The organism is Halomonas sp. Mc5H-6 (assembly GCF_024124705.1).
Taxonomy (GTDB): domain Bacteria; phylum Pseudomonadota; class Gammaproteobacteria; order Pseudomonadales; family Halomonadaceae; genus Vreelandella; species Vreelandella subterranea.
On sequence record NZ_JAMXSI010000006.1, the window covers coordinates 220,339 to 244,868 of the forward strand.

Here is a 24,530-nt window from a genome sequence, read left to right on the forward strand (position 1 = left end):
TAACTGTGGATTAACTTACAATCACAGGAGTCGTCTACCAACTAGAATAGTACTTATTTTACTTAGAACACGAACTGCAAAGGGCCTCTTCAAGCCTTTTTGAAATTCTTTGATCTTCATGACAGCATCCGTAGACTCATAGATCTGAGATGGAAAAACTATATCTATTTTATTATTCAGTTCACCGACAAAGTGGGTGGTATCAACACCACAGTGGACACCAGTACCATCATGCCCGATATTCTCGCCATAGCTAACTGAAGGATTTAAGCAAATACCTTGGTTATAAAAAATCGTTGCATACCAGAAAATCGCCCAAGTATTTATTTCGTCATTAGCATTGGCTTCTACTTGACTCCAATATAAACCTGTACCATCTAAATCAAAACGTGATTTTTCTTCATCAGTCCATTCGCTGATTAGTGCTTCAGGATCTTTCTCGAAATACTGCCAGCGATCTGCCCATGTGGCCCACCCCCAGCAATTCATTCCCCGCCACAAAAAAGCGTCGCCAACCTCTTTAAAGTCTATAGGATAGTTCCACCCACTGATGTGCCAGACCTTTTTCTCGTTTTCATAAAATTTCAAAGCTTGGTTCATAAACTGAAGAAAGGCAGGGCTGGTTACTATATCGTCTTCCAATACGATGACTTTACCGTATTGATTAACAACCTCTGTGACACCTTGAATTATAGATTGTGCAAGACCCCAATTTTCTTCACGCTCAATTATGCGTACCGACTTAAAGCCGTCAATTTTTCTTATATGATCACGTACTGAGTTAACCTGAGGTTTCGATTCATCATTTTTTGGCGCATCAGAGTAAATAATTAAATCTGTTTTTTTAGCACCATCATTAAGTTTAAGCGCATCCACTGTTTGCTTGGTGTGTCTCGGCCTGTTATATACAAACAAAACGACGGGAGCGTAGCTTTTCAAGCTTTCCACTTATCAAGTACCTTTTCAAACTGAGTAACTTTTAGGGCGACTCTGAATAAGCCTCCAAAATCAGCAATAATACGGCCATCACCAACAAAATAGGACCATTTCCACCACGCGTCAGATTACCTTCTCCGAAGGTGAGCACCAGATCAAGAAGCGCAAAGCCTGCCACAAGATCTTTCTAGAGCGAATGGGAAAGCTGATCTGGAAGCAGTTGCAGAATAAAATAGCCTGTTATTGCTCCATGAGCTAGAACGGTAGCTTTCCGTATCCGCTGCTTACCATACTGCCCGTTCACTGCATGCAGCTGCTATAATTTGAGAGAATCGGCCATCGAAGACGCTCTGTAAAAAAGCTAATCAATACAGCACTTCGCGAGCCTTAAGCTTTATTAAAAATAATTTATTTTTTGAAAAAGACCGTATTTACAGCCTTACCGTATAATTTATAGCCATAACTTAGTAAGTACTGAGAGATCTCAGAATCCAAAAGCTCGCTTAAACTTGAACCTAAAATCTCAACTAAAATAAATTTTGGGTTGTACCTCGCCAAGTCTAAAGACTTTATCACTTCGAAATCTAGTCCTTCTACATCTATAGATAAAAAATCAATTTCTGTGCCTGGGGAAATGTATTCGTCTAATATCCGGTCGAGCCGCTCGGTGTTTAATTTTATTTTTGATTCGACTTTAAACCCATTAACCCCGTCACGAGACTCTGAAATTTCTTTCGAAAACCCGTTCAGCGCGGGCTCATTAAACATATAGTATGTCAGGGTCATTGGCTTTTCAGAAATAGGCTTTTCAATGTTAATATCTCTACATCTTTTTTCTTTGAAAGCCTCCATACTCCCTGGCTTGGCATCTATATTTATACCGCACCAACCTTTTTTGTAAAAGAGGTAGGTATTAGAGAAGCGTTTTGGATGATGCGCACCTACATCAACATAAAATCCGTCATCTTTATTTTCAAAAAATCTCATCAATATGAGATCCTCACCTTCTTGTGAATATGACTTTCTTGCATATCCATCAAAAAAATCATTTTTCGCTGATCGCATCCAAGTTAGCAGCCAATTTGGAAGTAGATTTTTAACCATATTTTTTAACATTAATTAAACTACCTGGCAGAAATGATTTTGTGACCAAATAAAAGTTCTCTCTAGTTCGGCGCCATACGAACAGCATAAAGTATGCAGCCACACCATAGGAGATCAGTGTTGCAACGGCAGCGCCATATACCCCAAAATATGAAATAAAGAAGAGGTTCAGCCCTACATTGGCTATGGCTCCTACAGATGTATTAAACATCGAGTAAAGCTGTAAATTTTCGTTTAACAACCATTTGCCACTAGCGACCCCTAAAAAAACAAATAACCCTGCCCAAACATGCATCATCAGCACACCTGCGGTTTTTTGATATTCCAGTCCATAAAGTAGGGTGATCAACCAATCGCTGAGAAATGTCATCGGCAAGGCAATGCCAATCGCTATCCACACCATGAGTGTGTATAAGCGTTGTAGTCTTTGCAGATAAAGCTCTTCACTGTTCTTTTTAGCGTTGATAACCGCTGGAAATAACGAGTTGGCAATCACCATGGGGATAAAGTACCAAGCTTCACTCAGGCGAACGGCTGCAGCGTACTGGCCCACGGCATCTGCGTTAAGCATTTCCTTGATCATCACCTGGTCTATTTTCATGTAAACCGAAATGACTAGGCCCGAAAGGATTAAAGGCCAGGAGTCTTTGAGTAATTGCTTAGCGGTGACTGCGCTGAATTTCCAACCCAAAAGCCTCTTTCGGGAAGAGGTTATGTAAAAGAAGATTAAACCCAGTGAAAGTATAAAAGCGTCGAAAGTCACCATGATGGCAAACGCTATCAGTGGGGCCTCATTCAAGATCAGCGCTATCTTTATGGCGCTAGACGTGCCCAGCGCCACGCCATTCGCCAAGGCAACGTACTTAGACTTCACCCTTGCCTGGTAGTAAAAGTCGATGACGTTGAAGCTTTGAAAGATAGTGGCGGAGGCAATAATAAACACCAGCAGATTGGTGTACGAGTCGTTGCTCGTTATCTGCACCGCAAGCCATAGCACCGGCAGAATTAAAAAGGCACCGATGAACTTAAGCCCAAAAGCTGTGCCGAGCAGTTCGTCTCTGCGGCTTTGGTCTTTCACTAACTCTCGAACGACGATGCCGTCCAGCCCCAGGGTGGCTATGGCAGTAAACAGGAAGACAAAGCTCTGTGCGTAGCTAAGCAGCCCGAACTGTTCCGGCCCCAGGTAACGTGCCACCCAGATGCCGACAAACAAGCCTACGAACATGCGCAGGATTTTTTCGCACATCATCCATGAGGTGTTTGCCGCATAACGACGGAAGCCACCGTGCTCTTTTAAAGATTGTACTTTCTCGTTTATTGCTTTCAGCACAGTCCAGCCGCATCCCTTACAGCGTCTGCTTTATCAGTTTTTTCCCAAGGGAAGGCGATAAACGTCTCTTGCTGGGTATGGCCTTTATCATCGACCCAATGGTAGCTGTGCTCAAATGGCTCACGGCCGAAGTGTCCGTAGGCGGCGGTCAACTGGTACATCGGGTGAAGCAGGTCGAGCATTCGGGTAATCGCGAAAGGACGCAGATCAAAATGCTCACGCACCAGTTTGACGATCTGGGCATCACTCACCTTGCCGGTACCGAAGGTATCGATGGACACGGAGGTTGGCTCGGCCACGCCGATCGCGTAGGAGATCTGGATTTCACATTTGTCGGCGAGGCCCGCCGCCACGATGTTTTTCGCCACATAGCGCCCCGCATAGGCCGCGCTGCGGTCAACCTTGGACGGGTCCTTGCCCGAGAAGGCGCCGCCGCCATGGCGTGCCATGCCACCGTAGGTATCGACAATGATCTTGCGGCCAGTCAAGCCACAGTCGCCCACCGGGCCGCCAATCACGAACTTGCCGGTCGGATTGATGTGGTATTGGGTATCTTCATCGAGCCATTCGGCGGGAATCACCTGCTCGATAATTTCCCGTTTGACCATGGTACGCAGGTCTTCCTGGTCGATATCCGGATCGTGCTGGGTGGAGAGCACCACGGCATCGACGCCACAGGGTTGGCCTTGCTCATTATAGCGGAAGGTCACCTGGCTCTTGGCATCCGGGCGCAGCCAAGGCAGCAGGCCGTTCTTGCGCAGCTCGGCCTGGCGTTCCACCAGACGATGCGAGTAATGGATCGGCGCCGGCATGAAGGAGTCGGTCTCGTTGGTGGCGTAGCCAAACATCAACCCCTGATCGCCCGCGCCCTGATCTTCCGGCTTGCTACGGTCAACGCCCTGGGCAATATCGACGCTCTGTTTACCGATCAGGTTGACCACGCCACAGGTGGCGCCATCGAAGCCTACATCCGATGAGGTATAGCCAATCTCGGTAATCACATCACGTACCAGGGTCTCAAGGTCCACCCAGGCATTCGTGCTGATTTCACCGGCAATGATCGCGACACCGGTCTTGACCAGGGTTTCACAGGCAACGCGCGCCTGTTTGTCACGGGCAATAATGGCATCCAGCACCGCATCGGAAATCTGGTCGGCAATTTTATCCGGATGGCCTTCGGAGACGGACTCGGAGGTAAACAGGGAATATTCGCTCATATAGTTCCTAGTAATGACTGTACTTTGAAAAATTCATTTAAACCACTTCTTGTTTTATGCTTTCACGAACTTTGGCAGCGAACTCGGTAAAAAATGCGACTATTACACCTACTATTCCGCCTAAGACGATGCCTAGTACGATTATTAATTTGGCATTTGGGCCTTGTGGCAATGTAGTCTGAGGTGTTTTAACGGCCAACGAAACCCGCTCTGAAGGCACTAGCTGCTGTGTTTGGCTGCCATCTTGGAAAAACGATGAAGGCTGCTGATTCAAGTTTTTTAGTAAGCGATCATGCCTTTCGACAATGGGCTCTATTAATGCTTGGTGAAAATCTGTAACGCTGCGATTTTGCCCTTCGCTAGCTTGAGTCACTAGGGAAATAATGTTTGAGCCGTCGTTATATTTTAAGTCAACATTTAAACTTGAAAACTCGTCAGACCCTTGCTTTACCGTCGGTATGATAGCGCCGTTTAGTTGCTCTTCTATCGAGAGAAGTGGTTCGATAAGCTCCGTTGGTGTTTTATAACCAACCGCTAATTGCGTGGTGTATTGGTACTTTATTGTTCCATCCTGAATTTCGGTATTTTTAAGCAATACCCAGCTCAATGATGCTAGCACTACTATTAAAAAGGCGCCCAGAAACCACCAACGGCGATAAATAAGGATCTTGGCTAAATCTACCAGTGAAATTTCATCATCGTGGTAGGTACTACGTGGGGGATGCTCCATGCTCACTCTCTGTAACCTTTCATATTTAAACGGTTAGGCACGCTACCGCCCGGGGATTTTAACGGACGCATTCCCATGCCCTACTAGTAACGGTTGCCCTGCAGCGCCGTGGTAAAGCGATCCATGCCGCTAGGCTGCGTGGCTGGTTGTAATTTATCGGCATGATACATTTTATTTATTGTTGGCTCTACGTTGACATGGTGCTGTCGTGGTGCCGCGTGTTTGGTGCTTGTAGATGGTCTGATCGCTCGACGAAGTCGTGCTCCTACAAAAACCTGTTGGGTGCTGCCGTTGGTGCGTGCTTGTCGGTAGTTTGATCGCTCGACAAAGTCGGGTTCCTACGAGCCCGTTACTTTCTTTAGCGCTTCTTCCCAGCGTGGGTCGCGTTGGCCGCATACGATGAAGTACGGGTTGAGCACGCTTTCCTGCTGGTTGCAGCGTAACGGCTCCAGGGTCTCGGCGTTTAGCACCTCGCCACCGGCGGCGGTGACGATGGCCTGGGCGGCGGCGGTATCCCACTCGGAGGTGGGGGCAAGGCGCGGGTAGAGATCCGCGTTGCCTTCCGCCACCAGGCACAGCTTGATAGAACTACCCATCGAGACGCACTCTTGGGTAGGCAGGCCGCTGCAGAAGGCTTCGAAGATTTCCGCGCCGTGGCGTCGGCTACCGACCACCTTCCAGGGCGCCGTTTCGGGGTCTGGCAGTTCACGCGCTTGAATATTGATGTAAATGCCCTGTGCGATCTTGAACACCTCTCCGCCTACCTGCCCTACCCAGGTGGTTTGCAGTACCGGCGCGTAGACGATGCCGAACACCGGCACGCCGTTTTCTACCAGCGCCACATTGAGGGTGAATTCACCGTTCTTGTTGATGAATTCCTTGGTGCCGTCCAGCGGGTCGATCAGCCAGTAACGCTCCCAGCTCTGGCGAGTGGCAAAAGGCACTTCGGCAGACTCTTCGGAGAGCACTGGCACGCCAGGGGTAAGGTTCTCCAGCAGTGCTACCAGCGAGTGATGCGCGGCCATATCCGCCTCGGTGAGCGGGCTTTGGTCTTCCTTGGTCTCGACGGAGAAATCCTGCTTATAAACCGCCATGACCTCACGCCCGGCGGCATGTACGCCTTCGATCAGGCGGGCGCGTCGTTCATTCGAGATAAAAGCAGTCACAAAAGATCCTTAATAACTAGCTGGAAGCCTGAAGCTGGAAGCTGGAAGTCACTCCCAACACCTGTCTTGGGTGGTTTTTCTTCCGGCTTCAAGCTTCAAGCTGTGGTTAAAACGGCCATACCAGTGGCACCAGGGTAATCACCGTGACGGCCACAATGGCGCTGAGGGGCGCGCCGAGGCGCAGGTAGTCGCTGAAGCGGTAGCCGCCGGGGCCGAGGACCATCAGGTTGGTCTGGTAGCCCAGCGGCGTCATGAAGCTGGCGGAGGCGGCAAACATGATGGCAATAGCAAAGGGTAGAAAGTTGACCCCTAGCTGGTCCGCGACCGAGACGGCAATAGGAAACATCAGCACGGCGGCGGCGTTGTTGGTAATCAGCTCGGTGAACGCTACGGTCAACAAGTAGACCAGTGCCAGCGCGGCCCAGGGGGCCAGGTCATCGGCGAGCAGTAGCCATTGGGCGACCTGGGCGGCGGCGCCGGTTTCGGTCATGCCTGCGCCCAGCGCAAACGAAGCGGCAATCACGACGAGTACGGAAAGGTCGATATAGCGGCGTGCTTTACTGACCGGTACACAGCGGGTGGCGACCATGCCGCCACCTGCCAGCAACGCGGCTTCCAGAATCGACAGCAGCCCAGTGGCGCTGAGTATCACCATGCTCGCCAATATGCCAAGCGCCACGGGGGCTTTGCGAAAATCCGGCGGTGTGGAGTCATTCAGGCTGCTGACGAGCAGAAAATCTTTGCGGTAGCGGTACTGGTCGACAAAGTCGTGGGTGGTTTCCAGCAGCAAGGTATCACCGACTTGTAGCGTTGCCGCCCCCAGCTTGCCGGGCACGCTTTTGCCGTGGCGTGAAATGGACAATATTACGGCCTGGTAGCGGGAGCGAAAGCGCGACGCCTTGACGGTCTGCCCTAGCCCGCCAAAGTCCGGTCCGATAACGGCTTCCACCAGGCAGCGCCGGTGGTGGGCAATATCCAGCTTGTGTATATCACCACTGGCGGGCTTCAGGCCCCGAATACGGCGTAGCTCGCGGGCGCATTCCGGTGCGCCAATAAACATGAGAATGTCGCCCGCTTGCAGCGTGGTTTCTTGGGGGATGTCGTTGAGCAACTCGCCGTTGCGCTCGATATCCGCCAGGTATCCGTTGGCCAAGCTGCTCAAGCCAGCGTCCGCAATGGTTTTACCCACCAGGGGGCCTTTGGCTTCTACCTCGACATCTACCACGTATTCGCGGGCCTGTTCGAGCTGCTCAAGCACGCCCTGGCGTTCCGGCAGCAGGCGGTTGGTACAAAAATACAGAAAGGTGCCGCCTACCAAGACCAGCGGTACGCCAACCCAGGCCAGTGAAAACATCGAAAGGCTGACGCCGCGCTCGCTTTGCAGCAGGCCATCCACTACCAGATTGGTGCTGGTGCCAATCAAGGTGCAGGTGCCGCCGATAATCGCGGCGTAGCTGAGCGGTAGCAGTAGCTTGCCCGGCGGCAGTTTCAGCCGTGTGGCCCACTCCTGTATTGCGGGGATGAACATGGCGACCACGGTGGTGTTGTTCATGAACGCACTCAGCCCGGCGGCGGGTAGCAACACGCGCAGTTGGGCCTGACGCAGCTTTGAGGGTTGGCCCAGCAAAAGATGGGCGAGCCATTGAATGGCACCGGTTTCTTTTAACCCTGCGGCAACCACGTAGAGCGTGGCAATGGTGATCACCCCTGGGTTGGAAAACCCTTGTAGCGCTTGGGCGGGGGATAACGTGCCGCTGATGACGAGGCAGCCTAGAGCGGCCATCAGAATTGCGTCGGGGGCAATGCGGGTAAGCGCGAGGGCGGCTAAGGTGGCAACCACCACCATGAGGGTAAATATCGCCGCTACTTCCATGGTGCTCCGTTTCTGAACCAGACTGTCTTATAAAGCGTCCGGGCACGCTACCGCCCGGGGATTGTTCCGGGCGCTTTCCCTTGCCCTGGTCTTGATTTGCGCTGCGTTGGGCCGCTGCGTTTTTGTTACAATGCCCGTTGACCGTAGAGGTATCAAACCCTGTGCTTCAACTCATTATAACGCCAGGAGCGCCATGAGCCTTCATGCTAGCCAAGCCAACGCGGAATGCGCGCAATGGTACCTTATCCAGTGTAAGGGGGGCGAATCTTTCCGTGCTGCTGAGCAGCTGGAAAACCAGGGCTATCATGTCTTCCATCCGGTGCTGGCGGTGCAGCGAAAACGCCGCAGCAAGCTGGTGTGGGTCACCGAGCCGCTCTTTCCGCACTACCTGTTTATCAGGTTAGACCAGGTGGCAAGTAACTGGCGCCCTATTCGTTCCACGCGGGGGGTTTTGAAGCTGGTGACCTTCGGCGACCAGCCCGCCGTGGTGCCTGAGCATATTGTGGATACGCTGTGCCAGCACCTGATGGATAAAGAGACCGCGCAGGAGGCGTATTTTTGCGTGGGGGATGTAGTGGAAGTTACTGAGGGGGCTTTCAAAGGCCAGTTGGCCCAGCTTACCGAGCTAAAAGGCCAGGACCGCGCCCTGCTGCTGCTGACGTTGTTGAACCGCCCGCAGCAGGTGGAAGTGCCCATCGCGCATTTGCAGAAGCAGTGAACGATGCTGGTAGGTGGCCTGATCGCCCGAAAAGTCGAGCCCTTACGTGGGTTGTGTGCAGGCGCCTGGTTTTTTGTAGGAGCGCAATTTATTGCGCGATCAGAATAGATTGTGACGACATCCAGGAGATAGGTTGGATCGCTTAGACTTAGTGTTATCCCGACAGCAGATCCGACACCTGTTTTCCAAGCTTATCCGCAAAATGTTCAAGTACTGCTTTGTTGCTATGCGCTGTGGTAAGCGCATCAAACAGGGTCTGCGTATCTTCAATATATTCGTGGATCATCTGGTTGCGTAGTTGCCTGAGGGCGATCCATTGCTCAGAGGATGCCAACCAACCGTACTTTTCTGCCTTTTCAAGGTTAATAAGCAACGCCCGATCTGGCTCGCCCAGTGCTTTTAGCAGCGCTGGTAACAGCTTATCTCCGAGGGTATCTTGCAAACGACAAAATCGACTGACAAATGCTTCTACTTTCATCGCTAGTTCTGGGGTTTTATCCAGATTTTCAACAGCGTCGTAAGTTAACAGCCCACCAAAAACCTGATGGTCTGCATATTCTAGATGTTTGATTTCTTTATCGACTACACGGCTCAGAAACCTGAGTCTTTCTTGGCTCTCTGGATATAAATTCACAGCGCTATTCCTTGCGACTTCGCAACCTGATGAATAGCAACTCTTGGCATATTGGGTGCGTCCAGAAGCACGTCTATTTTCCTGTCACCCAATTGCTTGATGATTTTTGCCTGCAACTGCGCGGCGTCCCATGCGGGGTGTTCAACAACATCATTAACCGACACCAGCAGGTCGATATCACCGCCTTTAGCATTATCATCCGTTCTTGAACCGAACAGCGAGACCTCTGCCTGGGGCCCAAAAACTGCCTTGACCGATGCTTTGATGATCTGAATTTCGTGAGCACTCAATCTCATGGCATGGCTACCTAGTGATCATGTTGGAACTGGCTGTTGAAGATGCTTATGGCTGAGTTTGGCACACTGAGAAACCCTATGAGCAATAAGCATACATTCTCTTAATGATAGGTACTACGCTACTGCGTATTGAGACACCAAGGTGATTGATGGTGGATGGCCTGATCCCCCTGTAGGAACGCAATTTATTGCGCGATCAGCAAGGATATGGGCGTCGAGGGTAAACGCTTGTAGTTAGCCTGATCGCCCGACGAGTCGGGCTCCTACAGGGGTTGGGTGCGCGTACTGGGCAATCAGTGTGAAGCCAGCTCGTTAAAGAACGAGGGATTTTCTTGAATGGTAGCGAGTACCTTAGCTGCCAACCCTGTCGGATTGCGACGCTTGGTCTCCCAGCTTTTTATGGTGTCGATGCTGGTGCCCATTGCGTCGGCAAACTCAGCTTGAGATACGTGCAATTTTGCCCGAATTGCTCTGACATCCGCCACTTCGTGGCGAGTCACCCGGCTGGCTTTCGTCTTACCCTTTTGGATATCGACAGCTTCTTGAAGCGATGTGTTGAGCTCATCAAAAATACTCATCAAGAAACCTCCTCTCTTAACTGCTGGGTAAGTGTTTTGAGCGCGGTCTTTTTGTAGTGTACAAAGTACACAACAAAATTGAAATGTCGATGTATTATTAATATTTTCGACGGAGGTGATTGCCCGACAGAGTCGGGCTCCTACAAGGGCTGGTAGCAACCCACCCACGTATGTGCATGGAGGGGGTTGTAGGAGCCCAATTCATTGGGCGATCAGGAAAGATCAAGGCGCCGTGGGTAATTGCTGGTAGATGGCCTGATCGCCCGACATAGTTGGGCTCCTACAGGGGTTGGAGATTACGCGGCGTGGCTGCGCAACAACGGCCAGGCGCCTTGTTTGGATGCTTCTAAAATCACAACTTCAACTATGGTGCCATCTTCTGCGTAACTAATATGCGTATTCCAATCTTGCGACACCTCTTTCGAGATTGGCTTGTCAGAGAGATGCACGACTAAAATGTCATCCGTTTCGTCATAGGTGGTTCGCATGTTTAACCCTCCCACTGAAAATGGTGCATAACGGTTTTAACAATAAGCTTATCTTCTAACACAACAGCAGCACAGACCAAGTTATCACTACGCGATGAAAACATCTTGGCTATCCAAAGACGACTATCATCCTTGAAACGGATGCGACCTGTTTCTAACAACTCATTCAATTGCGCTTCACTAATATTACGCTGCGTCATACGCTCTCGTGCGTGCCGAGTCACATAAACATCCAAACCGAATCGCTGGCAATGCATTAAAAAGCCCCCTCAAGAACACTTCTTGTAGGCTAGCACGAAAATACCATCGCGGATTATGCCCTTAGACGGTCTGATCGCCCGACAAAGTCGGGCTCCTACAGGGGCTGGGAGCATCCACCCACGTATGTGCATGGGGGGTTGTAGGAGCCCAATTCATTGGGCGATCAGGAAGGATCAAGGCGCCGAGGGTGATCGCTGGTAGGTGGTCTGATCGCCCGACAGAGTCGTGCTCCTACAAGGGCTGGGAGCATCTACCCACGTATGTGCATGGGGGGTTGTAGGAGCCCAATTCATTGGGCGATCAGGAAGGATCAAGGCGCCGAGGGTGATCGCTGGTAGATGGTCTGATCGCCCGACAAAGTCGGGCTCCTACAGGGGCTGGGAGCACCCACCCACGTATGTGCATGGAGGGGGTTGTAGGAGCCCAATTCATTGGGCGATCAGGAAAGATCAAGGCGCCGAGGGTGATCGCTGGTAGATGGTCTGATCGCCCGACAAAGTCGGGCTCCTACAGGGGCTGGGAGCATCCACCCACGTATGTGCATGGGTGGGGGTTGTAGGAGCCCAATTCATTGGGCGATCAGGAAAGATCAAGGCGCCGAGGGTGATCGCTGGTAGATGGTCTGATCGCCCGACAAAGTCGGGCTCCTACAAGGGCTGGTAGCAAACACCCACGTATGTGCATGGGTGGGGGGTTGTAGGAGCCCAATTCATTGGGCGATCAGGAAAGATCAGGGCGCTGAAGGTGATCGCTGGTAGATGGTCTGATCGCCCGACAAAGTCGGGCTCCTACCGGGGTTGCGTGCGTGTGATGGGTTTTGTTGTAAATTATAGATAGAAATCCAGGGATGGAGGTGGGTTATGCCGCGAGGTCATACGTTGCGCTTGGGCAGACGTTGTATACCGGGGCATTATTATGTGGTGACGATAGTGACGGAGAATCGGCGGCCTGTTTTCCGTGATTTCTCGATGGGGTGTGCGGCATCGCGTGCGTTTTATCATCCGAGCGTTCAGCGGCATGTGGTAACGTGGGCGTTTGTGGTGATGCCCGACCATGTGCATTGGTTGATGGCGTTAGAGGGCGACCTTTCACAGGCGGTTAAGCTGTATAAATCGTATGTTTCGCTGGAGGCGGGAAGCCCAGTTTGGCAACGCGGATTTCACGACCGGTTGATACGCCAGGAGGAAGGCATGCGTGATAGCGCGCGTTATATAGTGGCCAATCCGTTAAGGGCCGGGTTGGTCAACCAGATTGGTGATTACAGTTTTTGGGATGCCCGTTGGTTAACGCCGAATGCAGATGACCCGGTGATTGTGTGAGCGTTTTGTCGGAGACCAATTCATGGGGCGATCAGGAAGGATCGAAGCGCCGAGGGTGATCGCTGCCAGATGGTCTGATCGCCCGACGAAGTCGGGCTCCTACAGGGGCTAGGTGCAGGCACCTGTTTTTTGTAGGAGCCCAATTCATTGGGCGATCAGGGTCGATCAAGCCACTTCGTTTAATTACTTATAGACAGGGAACTTGTCGCATACCGCGGCGGCTTTGGCTTTGACCTCGGCTTCGATGGCGGCGGTGTCGTCACCGCTGGCGAGTACGTCGAGGATGTCGCAGATCCAGCCGGCCAAGTCGCTGCACTCTTTTTCACCGAAGCCGCGGGTAGTCACGGCGGGCGTGCCGATGCGCAGGCCGGAGGTGACGAAGGGGCTTTGCGGGTCGTTGGGCACGGCGTTCTTGTTGACGGTGATGTGCGCACGGCCTAGGGCGGCGTCGGCGTCTTTACCGGTCACGCCCTGCTTGATCAGCGAGAGCAGGAAGAGGTGATCTTCGGTGCCGCCGGAGACGATGTCGTAGCCGCGTTCGATAAACACACCCGCCATTGCCTGAGCGTTCTTGACCACCTGCTGCTGGTAGGTCTTGAACTCGGGCGCCATGGCTTCCTTGAAGCAGATGGCCTTGGCGGCGATGACGTGCATCAGCGGGCCGCCCTGGCCGCCGGGGAAGACGGCGGATTGCAGCTTTTTCTCGATATCCGCGTCGTTCTCGGCGGAGAGAATCACGCCGCTACGCGGGCCGCGCAGGGTTTTGTGCGTGGTGGAGGTGACCACGTGGGCGTGGGGCAGCGGGCTTGGGTAAACGCCTGCGGCAACCAGGCCGGATACGTGGGCCATATCCACCAGTAGGTAAGCGCCTACTTCGTCGGCGATCTCGCGGAACTTGGCCCAGTCGACAATTTGCGAGTAGGCAGAGAAACCCGCAATGATCATTTTGGGTTTGTGCTCGCGTGCCAGTGCCGCGACCTGGTCGTAGTCGATCAGCCCCTGCTCATCGAGGCCGTATTGAATGGCGTTGTAGTGCTTGCCGGAGAAGTTGGGCTTGGCGCCGTGGGTCAGGTGACCACCGGCGTCCAGGCTCATGCCCAGAATGGTGTCGCCCGGCTTGACCAGTGCCTGGAAGACGGCACTGTTGGCCTGGGAGCCGGAGTGCGGCTGCACGTTGACGTAGGTCGCACCGAACAGCTCCTTGGCGTAATCGATGGCGAGGTTTTCGGCGATGTCGACGAATTCACAGCCGCCGTAGTAGCGCTTGCCGGGGTAGCCTTCGGCGTATTTGTTGGTCAGCTGGCTGCCCTGGGCTTCCAGTACGCGGGGACTGGCGTAGTTTTCGGAGGCAATTAGCTCGATGTGGGCTTCCTGGCGGGCCACTTCTTTCTGCATGGCGTCAAAAAGCACATCATCGAATCCGGCAATTGTCATATCGCGGCTGAACATCGGCGGGGAACCTCGTACGAAGGGTCGTCATGAAAGAGTAGGCGCCCATGATACCTCAGCCGAGCGCGAGTTTCATCGCATACGCGTCAGGATGCAGATGAATCGCGCTCATGTGGTGGTGCTGCTTGAATGTTGCTCGTAGACGGTCTGATCGCCCTGTAGGAGCCCAATTTATTGGGCGATCAGCAATCATTGAGGCGCCGAGGGTGAACGCCTGTAGACAGTCTGATCGCCCGACAAGTCGGGCTCCTACAGGGGCTGGGTGCAACCACCCACGTATGTGCATCGGGGGGTTGTAGGAGCCCAATTCATTGGGCGATCAGTAGTGATCGAGCCACCGCTGGTTATCGCCTGTAGACGACCTGATCGCCCGATAAGTCGGGCTCCTACAGGGGCTGGGTGCAACCACCAACGTATGTGCATCGGGGGTTGTAGGAGCCCAATTCATTGGGCGATCAGCAATCATTGAGGCGCCGAGGGTGAACGCCTGTAGACAGTCTGATCGCCCGACAGAGTCGGGCTCCTACAAGGGCTGGGTGCAACCACCCACGTATGTGCATGGGTGTTGTAGGAGCCCAGTTCATTGGGCGATCAGTAGTGATCGAGCCACCGCTGGTTATCGCCTGTAGACGACCTGATCGCCCGACAAGTCGGGCTCCTACCAGGGCTGGGTGCAACCACCCACGTATGTGCATCGGGGGTTGTAGGAGCCCAATTCATTGGGCGATCAGTAGTGATCGAACCACCGCAGGTTATCGCCTGTAGACGCCCTTATCGCCCGACAAGTCGGGCTCCTACGGGCTGGGTGCTAGGCCTCGCCCAATAACCCTAAACTTGCCGCGGGGGCTTGTTTACGCAGGCTGCGGGAGAGGCTGTGGCCGATAATGCCGATGAGCAGCGCGCCGCCGATGGGTAGCGCAAGCCATAGCTCGGGGTGCGGCCGGGGTGGCAAGTCCAGCAGGTAGAGATACAGCACGGCGGTGGCCAGTTCGGCCAGGGCCGCGCCCAGCAGCCCGCTGGCAAACCCGAGCAGGGCGAACTCGGCGCCCTGCACCCGCGAGATCATCGTCTCCCCTGCCCCGAAGACGCGCAGCAGGCCGCTTTCGTGGGCGCGCACCGGTCGGCTGGCGGTCAGCGCGGCGTAGAGTACGCTGACCCCGGCCAGCAGCACGAGGATCAGCACCAGTTCCACCGCGCGGGTGACCTGGGTGAGCACATCGCGCACCTGCCCCAGAATGGCCTCGACGTTAAGCAGCGAAACGCCGGGGAAGTCCCTTACCAGTTGATTGATCAGGCTTTGCTCTTCTTCCGGCAAGTAAAACGCCGTGATATAGCTGTGGCCGAACGATTCCAGCACATCCGGCGGGAAGATCACGAAGAAGTTGGGCCGGAAGGTATCCCAGTTGAGGCTGCGCAGGCTGGTGATCTCGGTGGTGATTTCATCGCTGCCCACGGCGAAGGTGATCTGGTCGCCCAGCGTCAACCCGAGCCGTTCGGCCAGGCCGTCTTCCACGGAAATGGGCACCGGCGCAGCTTGGGCCTGGGCGTCTACCTCGCTCATCCAGCCTTGCTGTTCGTCAGCGCCCTCTTCGCTTGCAAACCATTCCCCGGCGACGATCTCGTTGCCTTCCGGCACCTCGGCCTGCCAGGTTAGGTTGAGCTCGCGGCGCAGGGAGTTGTCGCCGCGGGCATCCGGGCGCACCGCTTCACGCGGGTCCTGGTCGTTGATCGAGATCACCCGGCCACGCACCATGGGGTAGAGTTCGCTTTGCGCTTCGGCCCGCGGGCTGACCACCTCCTCAAAGTCGTCACGCTCGCTGGGCTGAATGTTGATCGCGAAGTAGTTGGGCGTGTCGTCGGGCAGTTGGTTCTGCCAGGTATTGAGCAGGTCGCCGCGTACCAGAACGATCATCGCCATGGCGAAGAAGGTCACCGAGAACGCCATTAGCTGGCCGAGCCCGGCCTGCCGACGCCGCCCCAACTGGCGCCCGCCCAGGCGCAGCGCCTGCGACCAGGGGCCTTTGCCCGAGAGCGCCTGCACGCCACGCAATACGCCATTCAGCAGCAGCATGCTAACGCCCCACAGCACGCCGAGCAGGGCCGCGCCGCCGACCAACAGGGCCATTGCCAGCGGCAGACTGCCGGAGTACAGCCATAGCAGGCCGCCAAACACCAGGCTGGCCACGCTGACCACCAGCCATGCGGCGGGCGGCAGCGGGTCCAGCTCGCGACGCAGTACCTTGAGGGCGCTGACGCGCTTGATGCGCAGCAGTGTAGGTCCGGCAAAGCCGATCAGCACGGCGAAAGCCGTGAGCACCCCCAGGCCGAGGGGCATGATGCCGGGCGGCGGTAGCGTCATGGGCAGGAAGCTGGCCAGCAGCCACAATAACAGCGCCTGCCCGGCCAGCCCCAAGATGGCACCCAACAGCGAGGCCACCAGGGCCAGGCCCAGCAACTGTATCGAGAAGATGACGACCAGCTGGTGCTGGCTGGCCCCGAAACAGCGCAGCAGCGCGGCGGTGTCCAGATGGCGTTCCACATAACGGCGGGTGGACATGGCCACGGCCACGCCTGCCAGCAGCACGGCGGCGAGCCCGGCAAGGCCGAGGTAGCTTTCGGCGCGTTCCAGGGCATTGCCTAACTGTGGCTGGTCGACGCGCACGTCGCTGACTTCAACACCCTCCCGGCGCAGTTCATCGAGCAGCCCCTGCACGGCATCCAGCGCCTGAGGTGGCCCGGCGGCGAGGATTTCAAACTCGACCCGGGAGCCTTCCTGGACGAGCCCGGTGGCCTCCAGGTCGGCGGTGTTGAGCATCAGCCGGGGGTTGAAGCTGCCGAAGCCGCCGGACTGGTCGGCCTCACGCTCTATAATCCCGCTGATGGTCAGCTCTGTCTGCCCCACTTGAACGCTGTCGCCAATCTCGATGTCAATCAGTTGGGCGAGGCGTGGGTCGGCCCAGGCTTCACCCGCTGCCGGGCCGGAGGCCACTTGCTCGGTGCCATTGCCCAGATCTACCCGCGAGGTACCGTAATGCGGGTAGATATCGTCCACGGCTTTCAGGCTGGCGGGCTGGAAGCGGTCGTCGCGGCTGATCATCGAGACGAGATCGACCTGGTCGCTCAGGGTAAAGCCGGCATCTTCCAATTGGGCACGCAGCTCTTCGCTGAACGGGTCGCGCTGCTCCAGGACCACATCGCCGCCGAGCATCTGGCTGGCCTGGCGTTCCAGGCCGCGGTCCAGGCGGTCGAGGAAAAACGCGATCATGGTGGAGGCGGCCACTGCCAGCATGAGCGCCACGAACAGCGCGCGCACGTCGGCGGCACGCAGGTCGCGCTTCAGGCTACGCAGGGCCAGCCGGGCGTTAAGGTTGCTCATGTCCCGGCCTCGTGGTTTTTAGGGATATAGCTTTCCAGCGTATCGCTGGCGAGGGTGTGGGGATCGAAGGCGTCAAGGTGGCCGTCGACCAGCCGCAGGCAGCGGTCGCAGCGGCGAGCCAGGGCGTGATCGTGGGTGACCAGGATCAGCGTGGTGCCCGCCTGGTGGTTGAGTTCGAAGAGCAGGTCGATGATTTGCGCGCCGGTGTCCGGGTCCAGGTTGCCGGTGGGTTCGTCGGCGAAGACCAGCTCCGGGTCGCTGACAAATGCCCTGGCGATGGCCACGCGCTGCTGCTCGCCGCCGGAAAGCTGTTTGGGCAGGTGGCCCTGGCGCTCGCCCAGGCCAACGCGGGTCAGCCACTGGGCGGCGGTGTCGGTTTCCCCGGCTCGGGGCGAGAGTTCCAGCGGCAACAGCACGTTTTCCAGGGCGCTTAGCGTGGGCAGCAGTTGAAAATTCTGGAACACAAAACCGACGCGGCCCGCGCGCAGCGAGGCACGGCCATCTTCATCCAGGCGGCTGAGGGGATGGCCGAACAGGTGGAGTTCGCCGTCTGTCGGGGTATCCAGCCCTGCCAGCAGGCCCAGCAAGGTGGATTTGCCCGCCCCACTCTTGCCCAGAATGGCCACGCTCTCTCCGGCTGCCACGCTCAACGAAAGGTCGTGTAAGATGGTTAGCGAGCGTTCGCCACTGGTGACACTTTTGGTCAAACGTTCGGCATGAAGCACGCGTTGGCCAGCCGCCTTGGCGGTGGGCTCAGGGGAATCAGCAGAGGAGTAAGACATGAAGCGTGGCATCCTTGTAGCTTGGCAAAAAGTAACATGGCGAGAACATTACCGCATACTAACCCTGTGGCTGGGGGTGCTGATAGCCACCCTGGTCGCCTCGCCAGTCAACGCTGAGTCGGTCGACTCCGACGCTGACTCCGCCCCCACCCTCTTGGTCATGGGCGACAGCCTGAGCGCGGCGTATAACATTGAGCGCGATGAAAGCTGGGTGGCCTTGCTTGAAGAGCGGCTGCCGGAAGCGGCAACCGTGGTCAACGCAAGCATCAGCGGTGAAACCACGTCGGGTGGTGTGCAGCGTTTCGATGACTTGTTAGGACAGCACGAGCCGGATATTGTTCTGCTGGAGCTGGGCGGCAACGATGGGCTGCGCGGCCTTCCGCCGCAGCAGATGCAGTCCAACCTGGCGACGATGATCGAGGCCAGCCAGGCCGCAGATGCCGAGGTCCTGCTGCTGGGCATTGATATTCCGCCCAACTACGGCGCTGCCTACCGTGAGGCGTTTACCACCGTTTATCATAACCTCGCCGACACCTACGACGTTACGCTGGTGCCGTTTTTGCTGGAAGGCGTGGCCACCGACGATGCCTTGATGCAGAACGACGGCATTCACCCCACCGCCGAAGCCCAGCCGATTATTCTGGAAACCGTGTGGGAAGAGTTGGAAGGTATCATGGCCCAGTAGGTTATCGTTTGTAGATGGCCTGATCGCCCGACATAGTCGGGCTCCTACAATGGCTGGGTGCAACCACCGGCGCTTGTGCATGGGGGTTGTAGGAGCCCAATTCATTGGGCGATCAGCAAGGATCAAGGCACCGAGAGATATGGCTTGTAGACGGCCTGATCGCCCGACAAGTCGGGCTCCTACAACGGTTGGGTGCATGCATTGTTTTTCGTGGCGCGATTAAGTTGCAACGTCTTTTGTCGATATAAATTGAGAAGTTCTTACAAGGCACCATGAGGATAACCCCATTAGCTTGAATATCTTCAAAACAGGTTTCTATCTCGCTCGGCCCTGGATGGCCAGGTAACGTGATGGTATCGCGGCGGCAACTGCTCTCGGGGCTGGGCGCGGGGTTGTTGTGCCTGATGATTGGCGCGCCTTCCACGGCTTCGGCGTTCAATCCGGAGCGGATCCGCCAGAAGATGCAGCAGGCGCACGGGGCCTCGGGCGTGACCCTGATCGATGAGTGGCTGTCAATGATCCAGCGACTGCGCGGCGCGAGGCTTGGCGACCAGATGCGCGAAGTGAATGACTTCTTCAACCGCAAGGTGCGCTGGCGGGATGACATTTCCATCTGGGGCCAGGAAGATTACTGGGCCACGCCGCTGGAAATGCTGGGCAAGCGCGAAGGTGACTGCGAAGATTACTCGATTGCCAAGTACATCACGCTGAAGGAACTGGGCGTGCCGGGCAATAAGCTGCGCATGATTTATGTTCGGGCGCAGATTGGCCGCTCCCAGCAAAGCCAGGCACATATGGTGCTTGGGTACTATCAAACACCGGCGTCCGAGCCGTTGGTACTGGATAACATCATCCCTTCCATTCGACCGGCCTCGGAACGCAACGACCTGACCCCTGTATTCAGTTTCAACAGCAGCGGCTTGTGGGCCGGGGGTTCGCAGGAGTCACGGGCGGACCCACTCGCGCGGCTTTCACGCTGGCAAAGCGTGGTTAACCGCATGCGCGATCAAGGATTTATTTAAGAGGATAGGATATGTCTCTCATCAAGCAGCTTTGGCTGACGGTCATCCTGATACTGCTGCTGGCATTCGTGGGCAGTCTGGCGGTGAGCGTGACATCCACGCGGGATTACGTTGAGCAGGAAGTGCAGATCAAGAATGCCGATAACGCCAACGCCCTGGCACTTTCCATGACCCAGATGGAAAAGGACGACGTCAGCATTGAGCTGCTGCTATCCGCGCAGTTTGATACCGGGCATTACCGTTTGATCGAACTGCGCTCGCCTCAAGGTGACATCATGCAGCGCCGCGAAGCCGAGCCGCTGGACGACGGTGTGCCCGGCTGGTTTGTTGACCTGGTGCGCCTGGATGTTTCCCCTGGCCAGGCGGTGGTGCAGGATGGCTGGAGCCAGTACGGCACCCTGACTCTGGCGAGCCAACATGACGCCGCCTACCGCTCGCTGTGGCAAAGCACGCTGAAAATGGCGGCCTGGTTTGCCCTGGTCGGTGCCATCAGCCTGTTGCTGGCCTGGTGGATTGTGCGCACCATCCGTCGGCCGCTGCTGGAAGTGGTCAGCCAGGCACGCAGCATCAGTGCGCGCCGCTTTACCACTTCTTCAGAGCCACGCACACTGGAGCTGCGCGAGGTGGTCCAGGCGATGAACACGCTCTCCGGGGCGGTGCATACCATGCTCAGCGAAGAAACCGGCAAGCTCGACCAGCTGCGCCGCCGCTTGCAGGAGGATGCCACCACGGGTGCCTCTAACCGCACAACGCTACTGGAGCACCTGCAGCGCAACCTGGAAAGTGACTCCCAGCGTGCCAGCGGTGTGTTGATTATGGTGCGCGTTGACGACCTGCCCGAGGTCAACGAGCGCCTGGGCCGTCAGGCCACCGATGCGGCATTGCGGGCGCTGGTGAGCCATCTGGCGCAGTTGGCCAATGAACTGGGCGGTGGTGAGGTGGGCCGTTTGAACGGCAGTGACTTCCTGGTGGTGGTCCATGGCTCCCAGGATATCGAGCACGTCAGTGAAAGCCTCAAGCATCAGCTGACGCTGCTACGCGATGCTGTGGGCGAGCCGCTTCGGCTTCCCGCCGCGCTGAGTGAGTACACTCACGGCGATACGCCTTCCCAACGACTTGCCGCGCTCGACGGCGCACTTGCCGATGCCGAGGGCCGGGGTGATATGGCGTTGGTGGCCGTCTCGGACGAGGCGCGCTTGCCGCTGTACACGACCCATGATGCCTGGCGCTCGGCGCTGATGCAGTCGATGAACGCTGGCGTCGCGCTGGCTCGCTTCCCGGTGGTCAATGCCCGTCAGGAAGTGGTGCATTATGAAGCGCCCTCGCGTCTTGAGTTAGCAGGCGAGTGGCGAAGTGCGGGCTTGTTCATGCCTTGGGTGGCCCGCCTGCAGCTGGAAGACAAACTGGACCTGGCCGTGGCCGAGCGTGCTCTGGCGATTATCGAGACCGATCAGCTACCGCTGGGTATCAACCTCTCCGGCCGCGCGGTCAGCGACATGGCGTTTATCAAGGCGCTGCGCCAAATGCTTGAGCATGCCCCCGAGGCGGCCCGCAAGCTATGGATCGAGCTACCCGAAAGTACCGCGCTGCATGACCTGGCAAGCTTCCGGTTATTGTGCCGCGAGTTGCAGCACACCGGCGTGCGGATAGGCCTTGAGCACGTGGGCAGCGAGTTCACTCGCCTTGCCGACCTTCACGATCTGGGGCTTGCGTTCCTCAAGTTTGACGCCAGCCTGGTCACCGGCGTGGACCAAGCATTTGACCAGCAGACCATACTACGCGGCATGGCCACCCTGGCCCACTCGCTGGGTATTCTGGCTATTGCCGAAGGCGTTAAACGCCCCGAAGAAGCCGAAACCCTGTTTGACCTGGGGCTTGATGCGGTGACCGGGCCTGGAGTGAAGGCGCCGTAAGTTGTAAGAAGAAAGAGGGAAGAAGTAAGAAGTAAGAAAGAAGATTAACGGTCGATCAGCGGCAAGGATGCGCCGCTGATTAACGTCATGAGCGATGGTTAGATAACGTCGCTGTCATCGTCGCTGATCAGCCCTACGTCGTTGACGCGTTTGCGCAGCGATTGCCTGTCCAGGAGCTTTTCCTGGGCTTTTTCCGGCAGGTCCGTGAAGCGGATGATCCCCTTATCCATCAACAGGGTGATCACGTCTTCCAGTACCCGCACGAACTCCATGTCCGACTGCCTGAGCAGCGCGGCTTCATGGGTTTCGGCGTTGATAAAACGCTGCAGCTCCGCCGACTCCGGCGAAACGTACTCCTTGCAACGCTCACTTACGCTGCGGCTGACCTCGCTGATCTCGCCCTGGCTGTCGCGGTTGACGTACATTTATCGACTCCTTGTTTTTCGCTGCCTGCCAGCATAAACAATCCACGCAGGCACTGCAGTAACAATAAAAAGCCCCGCCGAGCAGTACACTCGGCGGGGCAGTATCAGCGGCTCAGCGCATTCGGGTTATTGGTCAATTTTCAGCTGACCATCTTCAATCATCTTGGCAATCAAATCCTCTGAAGCCCCGCTATTAACGCCGAAGTCGCTAAAGGATTTCCCTTCAAGGGTAATCTTCTGATCGGCGGCACTTGTACTGCCGTTCAGATTACCTTCAGTGCTGATACTAAGCACAACATTGTCGCCATCTTCTTCGGCAAAGATGTACCCATTGATGTTGCCACTATCCTCACCCTGCAGAAGATCGGAGAGGTCGAGCTTGTCAGCGTTGTCATCCGTACCAAACTTACCCTCAGTGAAGTCTTTCACCCGATCAATAGCTGGCTGAAGCTCTTCACCTTCATCGCCAAAGCTCCAAGCAAAGGTATCAGCACCTGCACCACCGTAGAGAATATCGTTGCCTTCGCCACCGACCAGAATGTCATCGCCGGATTGCCCGTTGAGAGTATCTGTTCCATCTGTTCCCTGAATAAACTGGTTTCCCGACTGGCTGATATAGCCTATGGGTTTTACAGAGAACTCGGAGTCACCGCTTGAACTTCCATCAAAGGCAATATAGCTAAATGGTGTGTTGCTGGAGATTTCTATACGACCATTGGCGGAACTTAGCTCACTTGGTTCGCTGATTCGATTTCCTTCGCCGTCAAACAGTGAGTATGTTGCTCCATCCAACTCACCTTTGATGGCAAACGTCATACTGGTAAGCGGCTGCGCGACTTTCATCAACAGCGCCTCGTGCCCGTCTATCATATTCGGGTTATCGTTGTTCCCATTAGAACTATGATCCACTCCATAGTAACCATCAGAGTCCTTAGGGGCACCTACTGTGGAGCCGCTACCGTCCATGGCATCAGCTTTCAACCGGCCTCCCCGGCCATTATTTGCGTAAGTCCCGGTATTGCCATTGCCACCACCATTTCCGCTCGTATGCGCAGCAACACCTATGACGTAATCGTCAGGCAAAACGGTACCCTCCGGCACCTGAGTCGAAACGTCCGGTTGACCAATAGTGACATCAACAACTTCGCTTTCATTACCTGCTGAATCAATCACTTTATAACTGAAACCAGATTCAGGCAGGACCTTGTAGTCAATCGACTGAATAAAATAGTCACTACTATCACCTGGCTTAGAATATCCATCTGCATATTCTTCAGCTGTAAAACGCAGTTGATCGAACACAACACCTTCAAGCGTAAAACTATCGTTGTTGAGTACAAGATCTACTGGTTTTCCATTGAGTTCATCACTCGCCTTATTACTGAACGTCCACTCACCGACGGAAACGCCGTTCAAGTAAGCTGTGACAGAGCCCACTTCTCCTTCGCTACCAATTAAGTTAGATATCTTGACGTTTGCTTCGCCAACTGGTTTTTTGAAGTCGAATATCAGTTCTTCAGATGAACCATCCCCACGCTGTCCAAGTTGATCAGGGACTTGTTGTTGGATGCCGGTGTTATCTTTTACGCCAAGGTAGCCCCGGCCATCAACTGATAACAAGCTCTCATCTTTTACGCCATAAATATTGTAGGCATAAATATCCACATCTCCAGATTGCCAATCACTAACGCTGCCACCGCTTATGGTAGCTGGCGCTAACTCCTCGACCTCATCCTTGCTAACCGACCAGTAGAGCGTTGCATCAGTATTGAAGGCTGCTCCCTCGCTGGCTTCAACATATCCTTGATCCGTTCCACTTCCATCTAGATCAACATACAACGTGCCGAAAGTCGGCAGGGAGGTAAGCACAAACGAAAGACTACTTTCTAGGTCGTTCGTATCGACAGCACCTAATGAGGGATTTTCCTCAAATTCTGCTGGTGTCTGTTCAAAACCGCCCCCTACGACTGAATCAACACCTCCGCCCACGGTGAATGATTTGAATAAAACCTGATCATTTCGACCTATCGGATTGTCATCGCCAACCTCAGCATTAGTAAGTACGGGATCAGCGATTGGTGGTGTGGTGTCTTCAATAATAACGCTGGTCTCACCGGCGGTGGCGAGCTCTTCGAACTCGCTGTCGCTGTCGTTGAGGACTTCGGCGATGCTGTTGGTCAGGGTGGCCTGACCGCCCACGAAGGCGTCGTCGCCCGCGGTCACGGTGG

General features: G+C 55.3%; 22 protein-coding genes. 5 read left to right on the forward strand and 17 right to left on the reverse strand.

Going from position 1 to position 24,530, the window contains the following annotated elements:
* Positions 1 to 21 precede the first annotated feature (21 nt).
* From NH395_RS11030 to NH395_RS11060, 7 genes are all read right to left on the reverse strand, one after another.
* Positions 22 to 948 (reverse strand): glycosyltransferase, encoded by a 927-nt coding sequence (locus NH395_RS11030; RefSeq protein ID WP_253024763.1) that lies wholly within the window; start codon positions 946 to 948, stop codon positions 22 to 24.
* A gap of 396 nt (positions 949 to 1,344) precedes the next feature.
* Positions 1,345 to 2,052 carry an FkbM family methyltransferase gene (locus NH395_RS11035; protein WP_253024765.1) on the reverse strand — a complete coding sequence of 236 codons (708 nt, stop codon included), beginning with the start codon at positions 2,050 to 2,052 and terminating at the stop codon, positions 1,345 to 1,347.
* Positions 2,033 to 3,370 carry a flippase gene (locus NH395_RS11040; RefSeq protein ID WP_253024767.1) on the reverse strand — a complete coding sequence of 446 codons (1,338 nt, stop codon included), beginning with the start codon at positions 3,368 to 3,370 and terminating at the stop codon, positions 2,033 to 2,035. The genes NH395_RS11035 and NH395_RS11040 overlap by 20 nt, the downstream gene beginning before the upstream one ends.
* On the reverse strand, positions 3,364 to 4,587 hold the full coding sequence (metK, locus tag NH395_RS11045; protein ID WP_253024769.1) for a methionine adenosyltransferase: 1,224 nt from the start codon (positions 4,585 to 4,587) through the stop codon (positions 3,364 to 3,366). Before metK ends, NH395_RS11040 begins: the two co-directional genes overlap by 7 nt.
* A gap of 37 nt (positions 4,588 to 4,624) precedes the next feature.
* Positions 4,625 to 5,317 carry a hypothetical protein gene (locus NH395_RS11050; RefSeq protein ID WP_253024771.1) on the reverse strand — a complete coding sequence of 231 codons (693 nt, stop codon included), beginning with the start codon at positions 5,315 to 5,317 and terminating at the stop codon, positions 4,625 to 4,627.
* A gap of 338 nt (positions 5,318 to 5,655) precedes the next feature.
* Positions 5,656 to 6,483, reverse strand: a complete 828-nt coding sequence (gene cysQ / locus NH395_RS11055; RefSeq protein WP_253024773.1) for a 3'(2'),5'-bisphosphate nucleotidase CysQ — start codon at positions 6,481 to 6,483, stop codon at positions 5,656 to 5,658.
* 106 nt (positions 6,484 to 6,589) lie between these two features.
* The gene (locus tag NH395_RS11060) at positions 6,590 to 8,356 is read right to left on the reverse strand and encodes an SLC13 family permease (protein WP_253024775.1); all 1,767 of its coding nucleotides are present in this window, start codon (positions 8,354 to 8,356) and stop codon (positions 6,590 to 6,592) included.
* A 193-nt stretch (positions 8,357 to 8,549) separates the two neighbouring features.
* On the opposite strand from NH395_RS11060, the gene rfaH reads away from it, so the two are divergent.
* Positions 8,550 to 9,074 carry a transcription/translation regulatory transformer protein RfaH gene (rfaH, locus tag NH395_RS11065; protein WP_253024777.1) on the forward strand — a complete coding sequence of 175 codons (525 nt, stop codon included), beginning with the start codon at positions 8,550 to 8,552 and terminating at the stop codon, positions 9,072 to 9,074.
* Positions 9,075 to 9,228: 154 nt separating this feature from the next.
* Here rfaH and NH395_RS11070 read toward each other — a convergent pair whose 3' ends face one another.
* The 5 genes from NH395_RS11070 to NH395_RS11090 form a co-directional block, all read right to left on the reverse strand.
* Complete coding sequence (locus NH395_RS11070; RefSeq protein WP_199284927.1) at positions 9,229 to 9,708, reverse strand: hypothetical protein; 480 nt, start codon at positions 9,706 to 9,708, stop codon at positions 9,229 to 9,231.
* Entirely contained in the window at positions 9,705 to 10,004 is a 300-nt protein-coding gene (locus NH395_RS11075; RefSeq protein WP_085920286.1) for a nucleotidyltransferase domain-containing protein, read from the reverse strand. Before NH395_RS11075 ends, NH395_RS11070 begins: the two co-directional genes overlap by 4 nt.
* 293 nt (positions 10,005 to 10,297) lie before the next feature.
* Positions 10,298 to 10,582 carry a NadS family protein gene (gene nadS, locus NH395_RS11080; protein WP_253024779.1) on the reverse strand — a complete coding sequence of 95 codons (285 nt, stop codon included), beginning with the start codon at positions 10,580 to 10,582 and terminating at the stop codon, positions 10,298 to 10,300.
* Positions 10,583 to 10,878: 296 nt separating this feature from the next.
* Entirely contained in the window at positions 10,879 to 11,070 is a 192-nt protein-coding gene (locus tag NH395_RS11085) for a DUF2283 domain-containing protein (RefSeq protein ID WP_085918476.1), read from the reverse strand.
* Between the two features lie 2 nt (positions 11,071 to 11,072).
* A complete protein-coding gene (locus NH395_RS11090; RefSeq protein WP_290443786.1) occupies positions 11,073 to 11,327 on the reverse strand; it encodes a DUF4258 domain-containing protein in 255 nt (84 codons plus the stop codon).
* An 864-nt stretch (positions 11,328 to 12,191) separates the two neighbouring features.
* On the opposite strand from NH395_RS11090, the gene NH395_RS11095 reads away from it, so the two are divergent.
* Positions 12,192 to 12,650 carry a transposase gene (locus tag NH395_RS11095; protein ID WP_290443787.1) on the forward strand — a complete coding sequence of 153 codons (459 nt, stop codon included), beginning with the start codon at positions 12,192 to 12,194 and terminating at the stop codon, positions 12,648 to 12,650.
* A 183-nt stretch (positions 12,651 to 12,833) separates the two neighbouring features.
* Here NH395_RS11095 and glyA read toward each other — a convergent pair whose 3' ends face one another.
* From glyA to NH395_RS11110, 3 genes are all read right to left on the reverse strand, one after another.
* Positions 12,834 to 14,099, reverse strand: coding sequence for a serine hydroxymethyltransferase (gene glyA, locus NH395_RS11100; RefSeq protein WP_253024785.1), 1,266 nt, complete (start codon positions 14,097 to 14,099; stop codon positions 12,834 to 12,836).
* A gap of 808 nt (positions 14,100 to 14,907) precedes the next feature.
* Positions 14,908 to 17,475, reverse strand: a complete 2,568-nt coding sequence (locus NH395_RS11105) for an FtsX-like permease family protein (RefSeq protein WP_253024787.1) — start codon at positions 17,473 to 17,475, stop codon at positions 14,908 to 14,910.
* The gene (locus NH395_RS11110) at positions 17,472 to 18,257 is read right to left on the reverse strand and encodes an ABC transporter ATP-binding protein (RefSeq protein ID WP_253024789.1); all 786 of its coding nucleotides are present in this window, start codon (positions 18,255 to 18,257) and stop codon (positions 17,472 to 17,474) included. Before NH395_RS11110 ends, NH395_RS11105 begins: the two co-directional genes overlap by 4 nt.
* On the opposite strand from NH395_RS11110, the gene NH395_RS11115 reads away from it, so the two are divergent.
* The 3 genes from NH395_RS11115 (at position 18,256) to NH395_RS11125 (ending at position 21,877) form a co-directional block, all read left to right on the forward strand.
* Positions 18,256 to 18,942 (forward strand): arylesterase, encoded by a 687-nt coding sequence (locus NH395_RS11115; protein WP_290443789.1) that lies wholly within the window; start codon positions 18,256 to 18,258, stop codon positions 18,940 to 18,942. The genes NH395_RS11110 and NH395_RS11115 overlap by 2 nt on opposite strands.
* Positions 18,943 to 19,292: 350 nt before the next feature.
* The gene (locus NH395_RS11120) at positions 19,293 to 19,964 is read left to right on the forward strand and encodes a transglutaminase-like cysteine peptidase (protein WP_253024816.1); all 672 of its coding nucleotides are present in this window, start codon (positions 19,293 to 19,295) and stop codon (positions 19,962 to 19,964) included.
* A gap of 11 nt (positions 19,965 to 19,975) precedes the next feature.
* A complete protein-coding gene (locus NH395_RS11125; protein WP_253024791.1) occupies positions 19,976 to 21,877 on the forward strand; it encodes an EAL domain-containing protein in 1,902 nt (633 codons plus the stop codon).
* Between the two features lie 98 nt (positions 21,878 to 21,975).
* Here NH395_RS11125 and NH395_RS11130 read toward each other — a convergent pair whose 3' ends face one another.
* A complete protein-coding gene (locus NH395_RS11130; protein ID WP_253024804.1) occupies positions 21,976 to 22,302 on the reverse strand; it encodes a tryptophan synthase subunit beta like protein in 327 nt (108 codons plus the stop codon).
* A 126-nt stretch (positions 22,303 to 22,428) separates the two neighbouring features.
* Positions 22,429 to 24,530 (reverse strand): type I secretion C-terminal target domain-containing protein (locus tag NH395_RS11135; protein WP_253024806.1); only part of this gene is annotated, 2,102 nt, incomplete at its 5' end.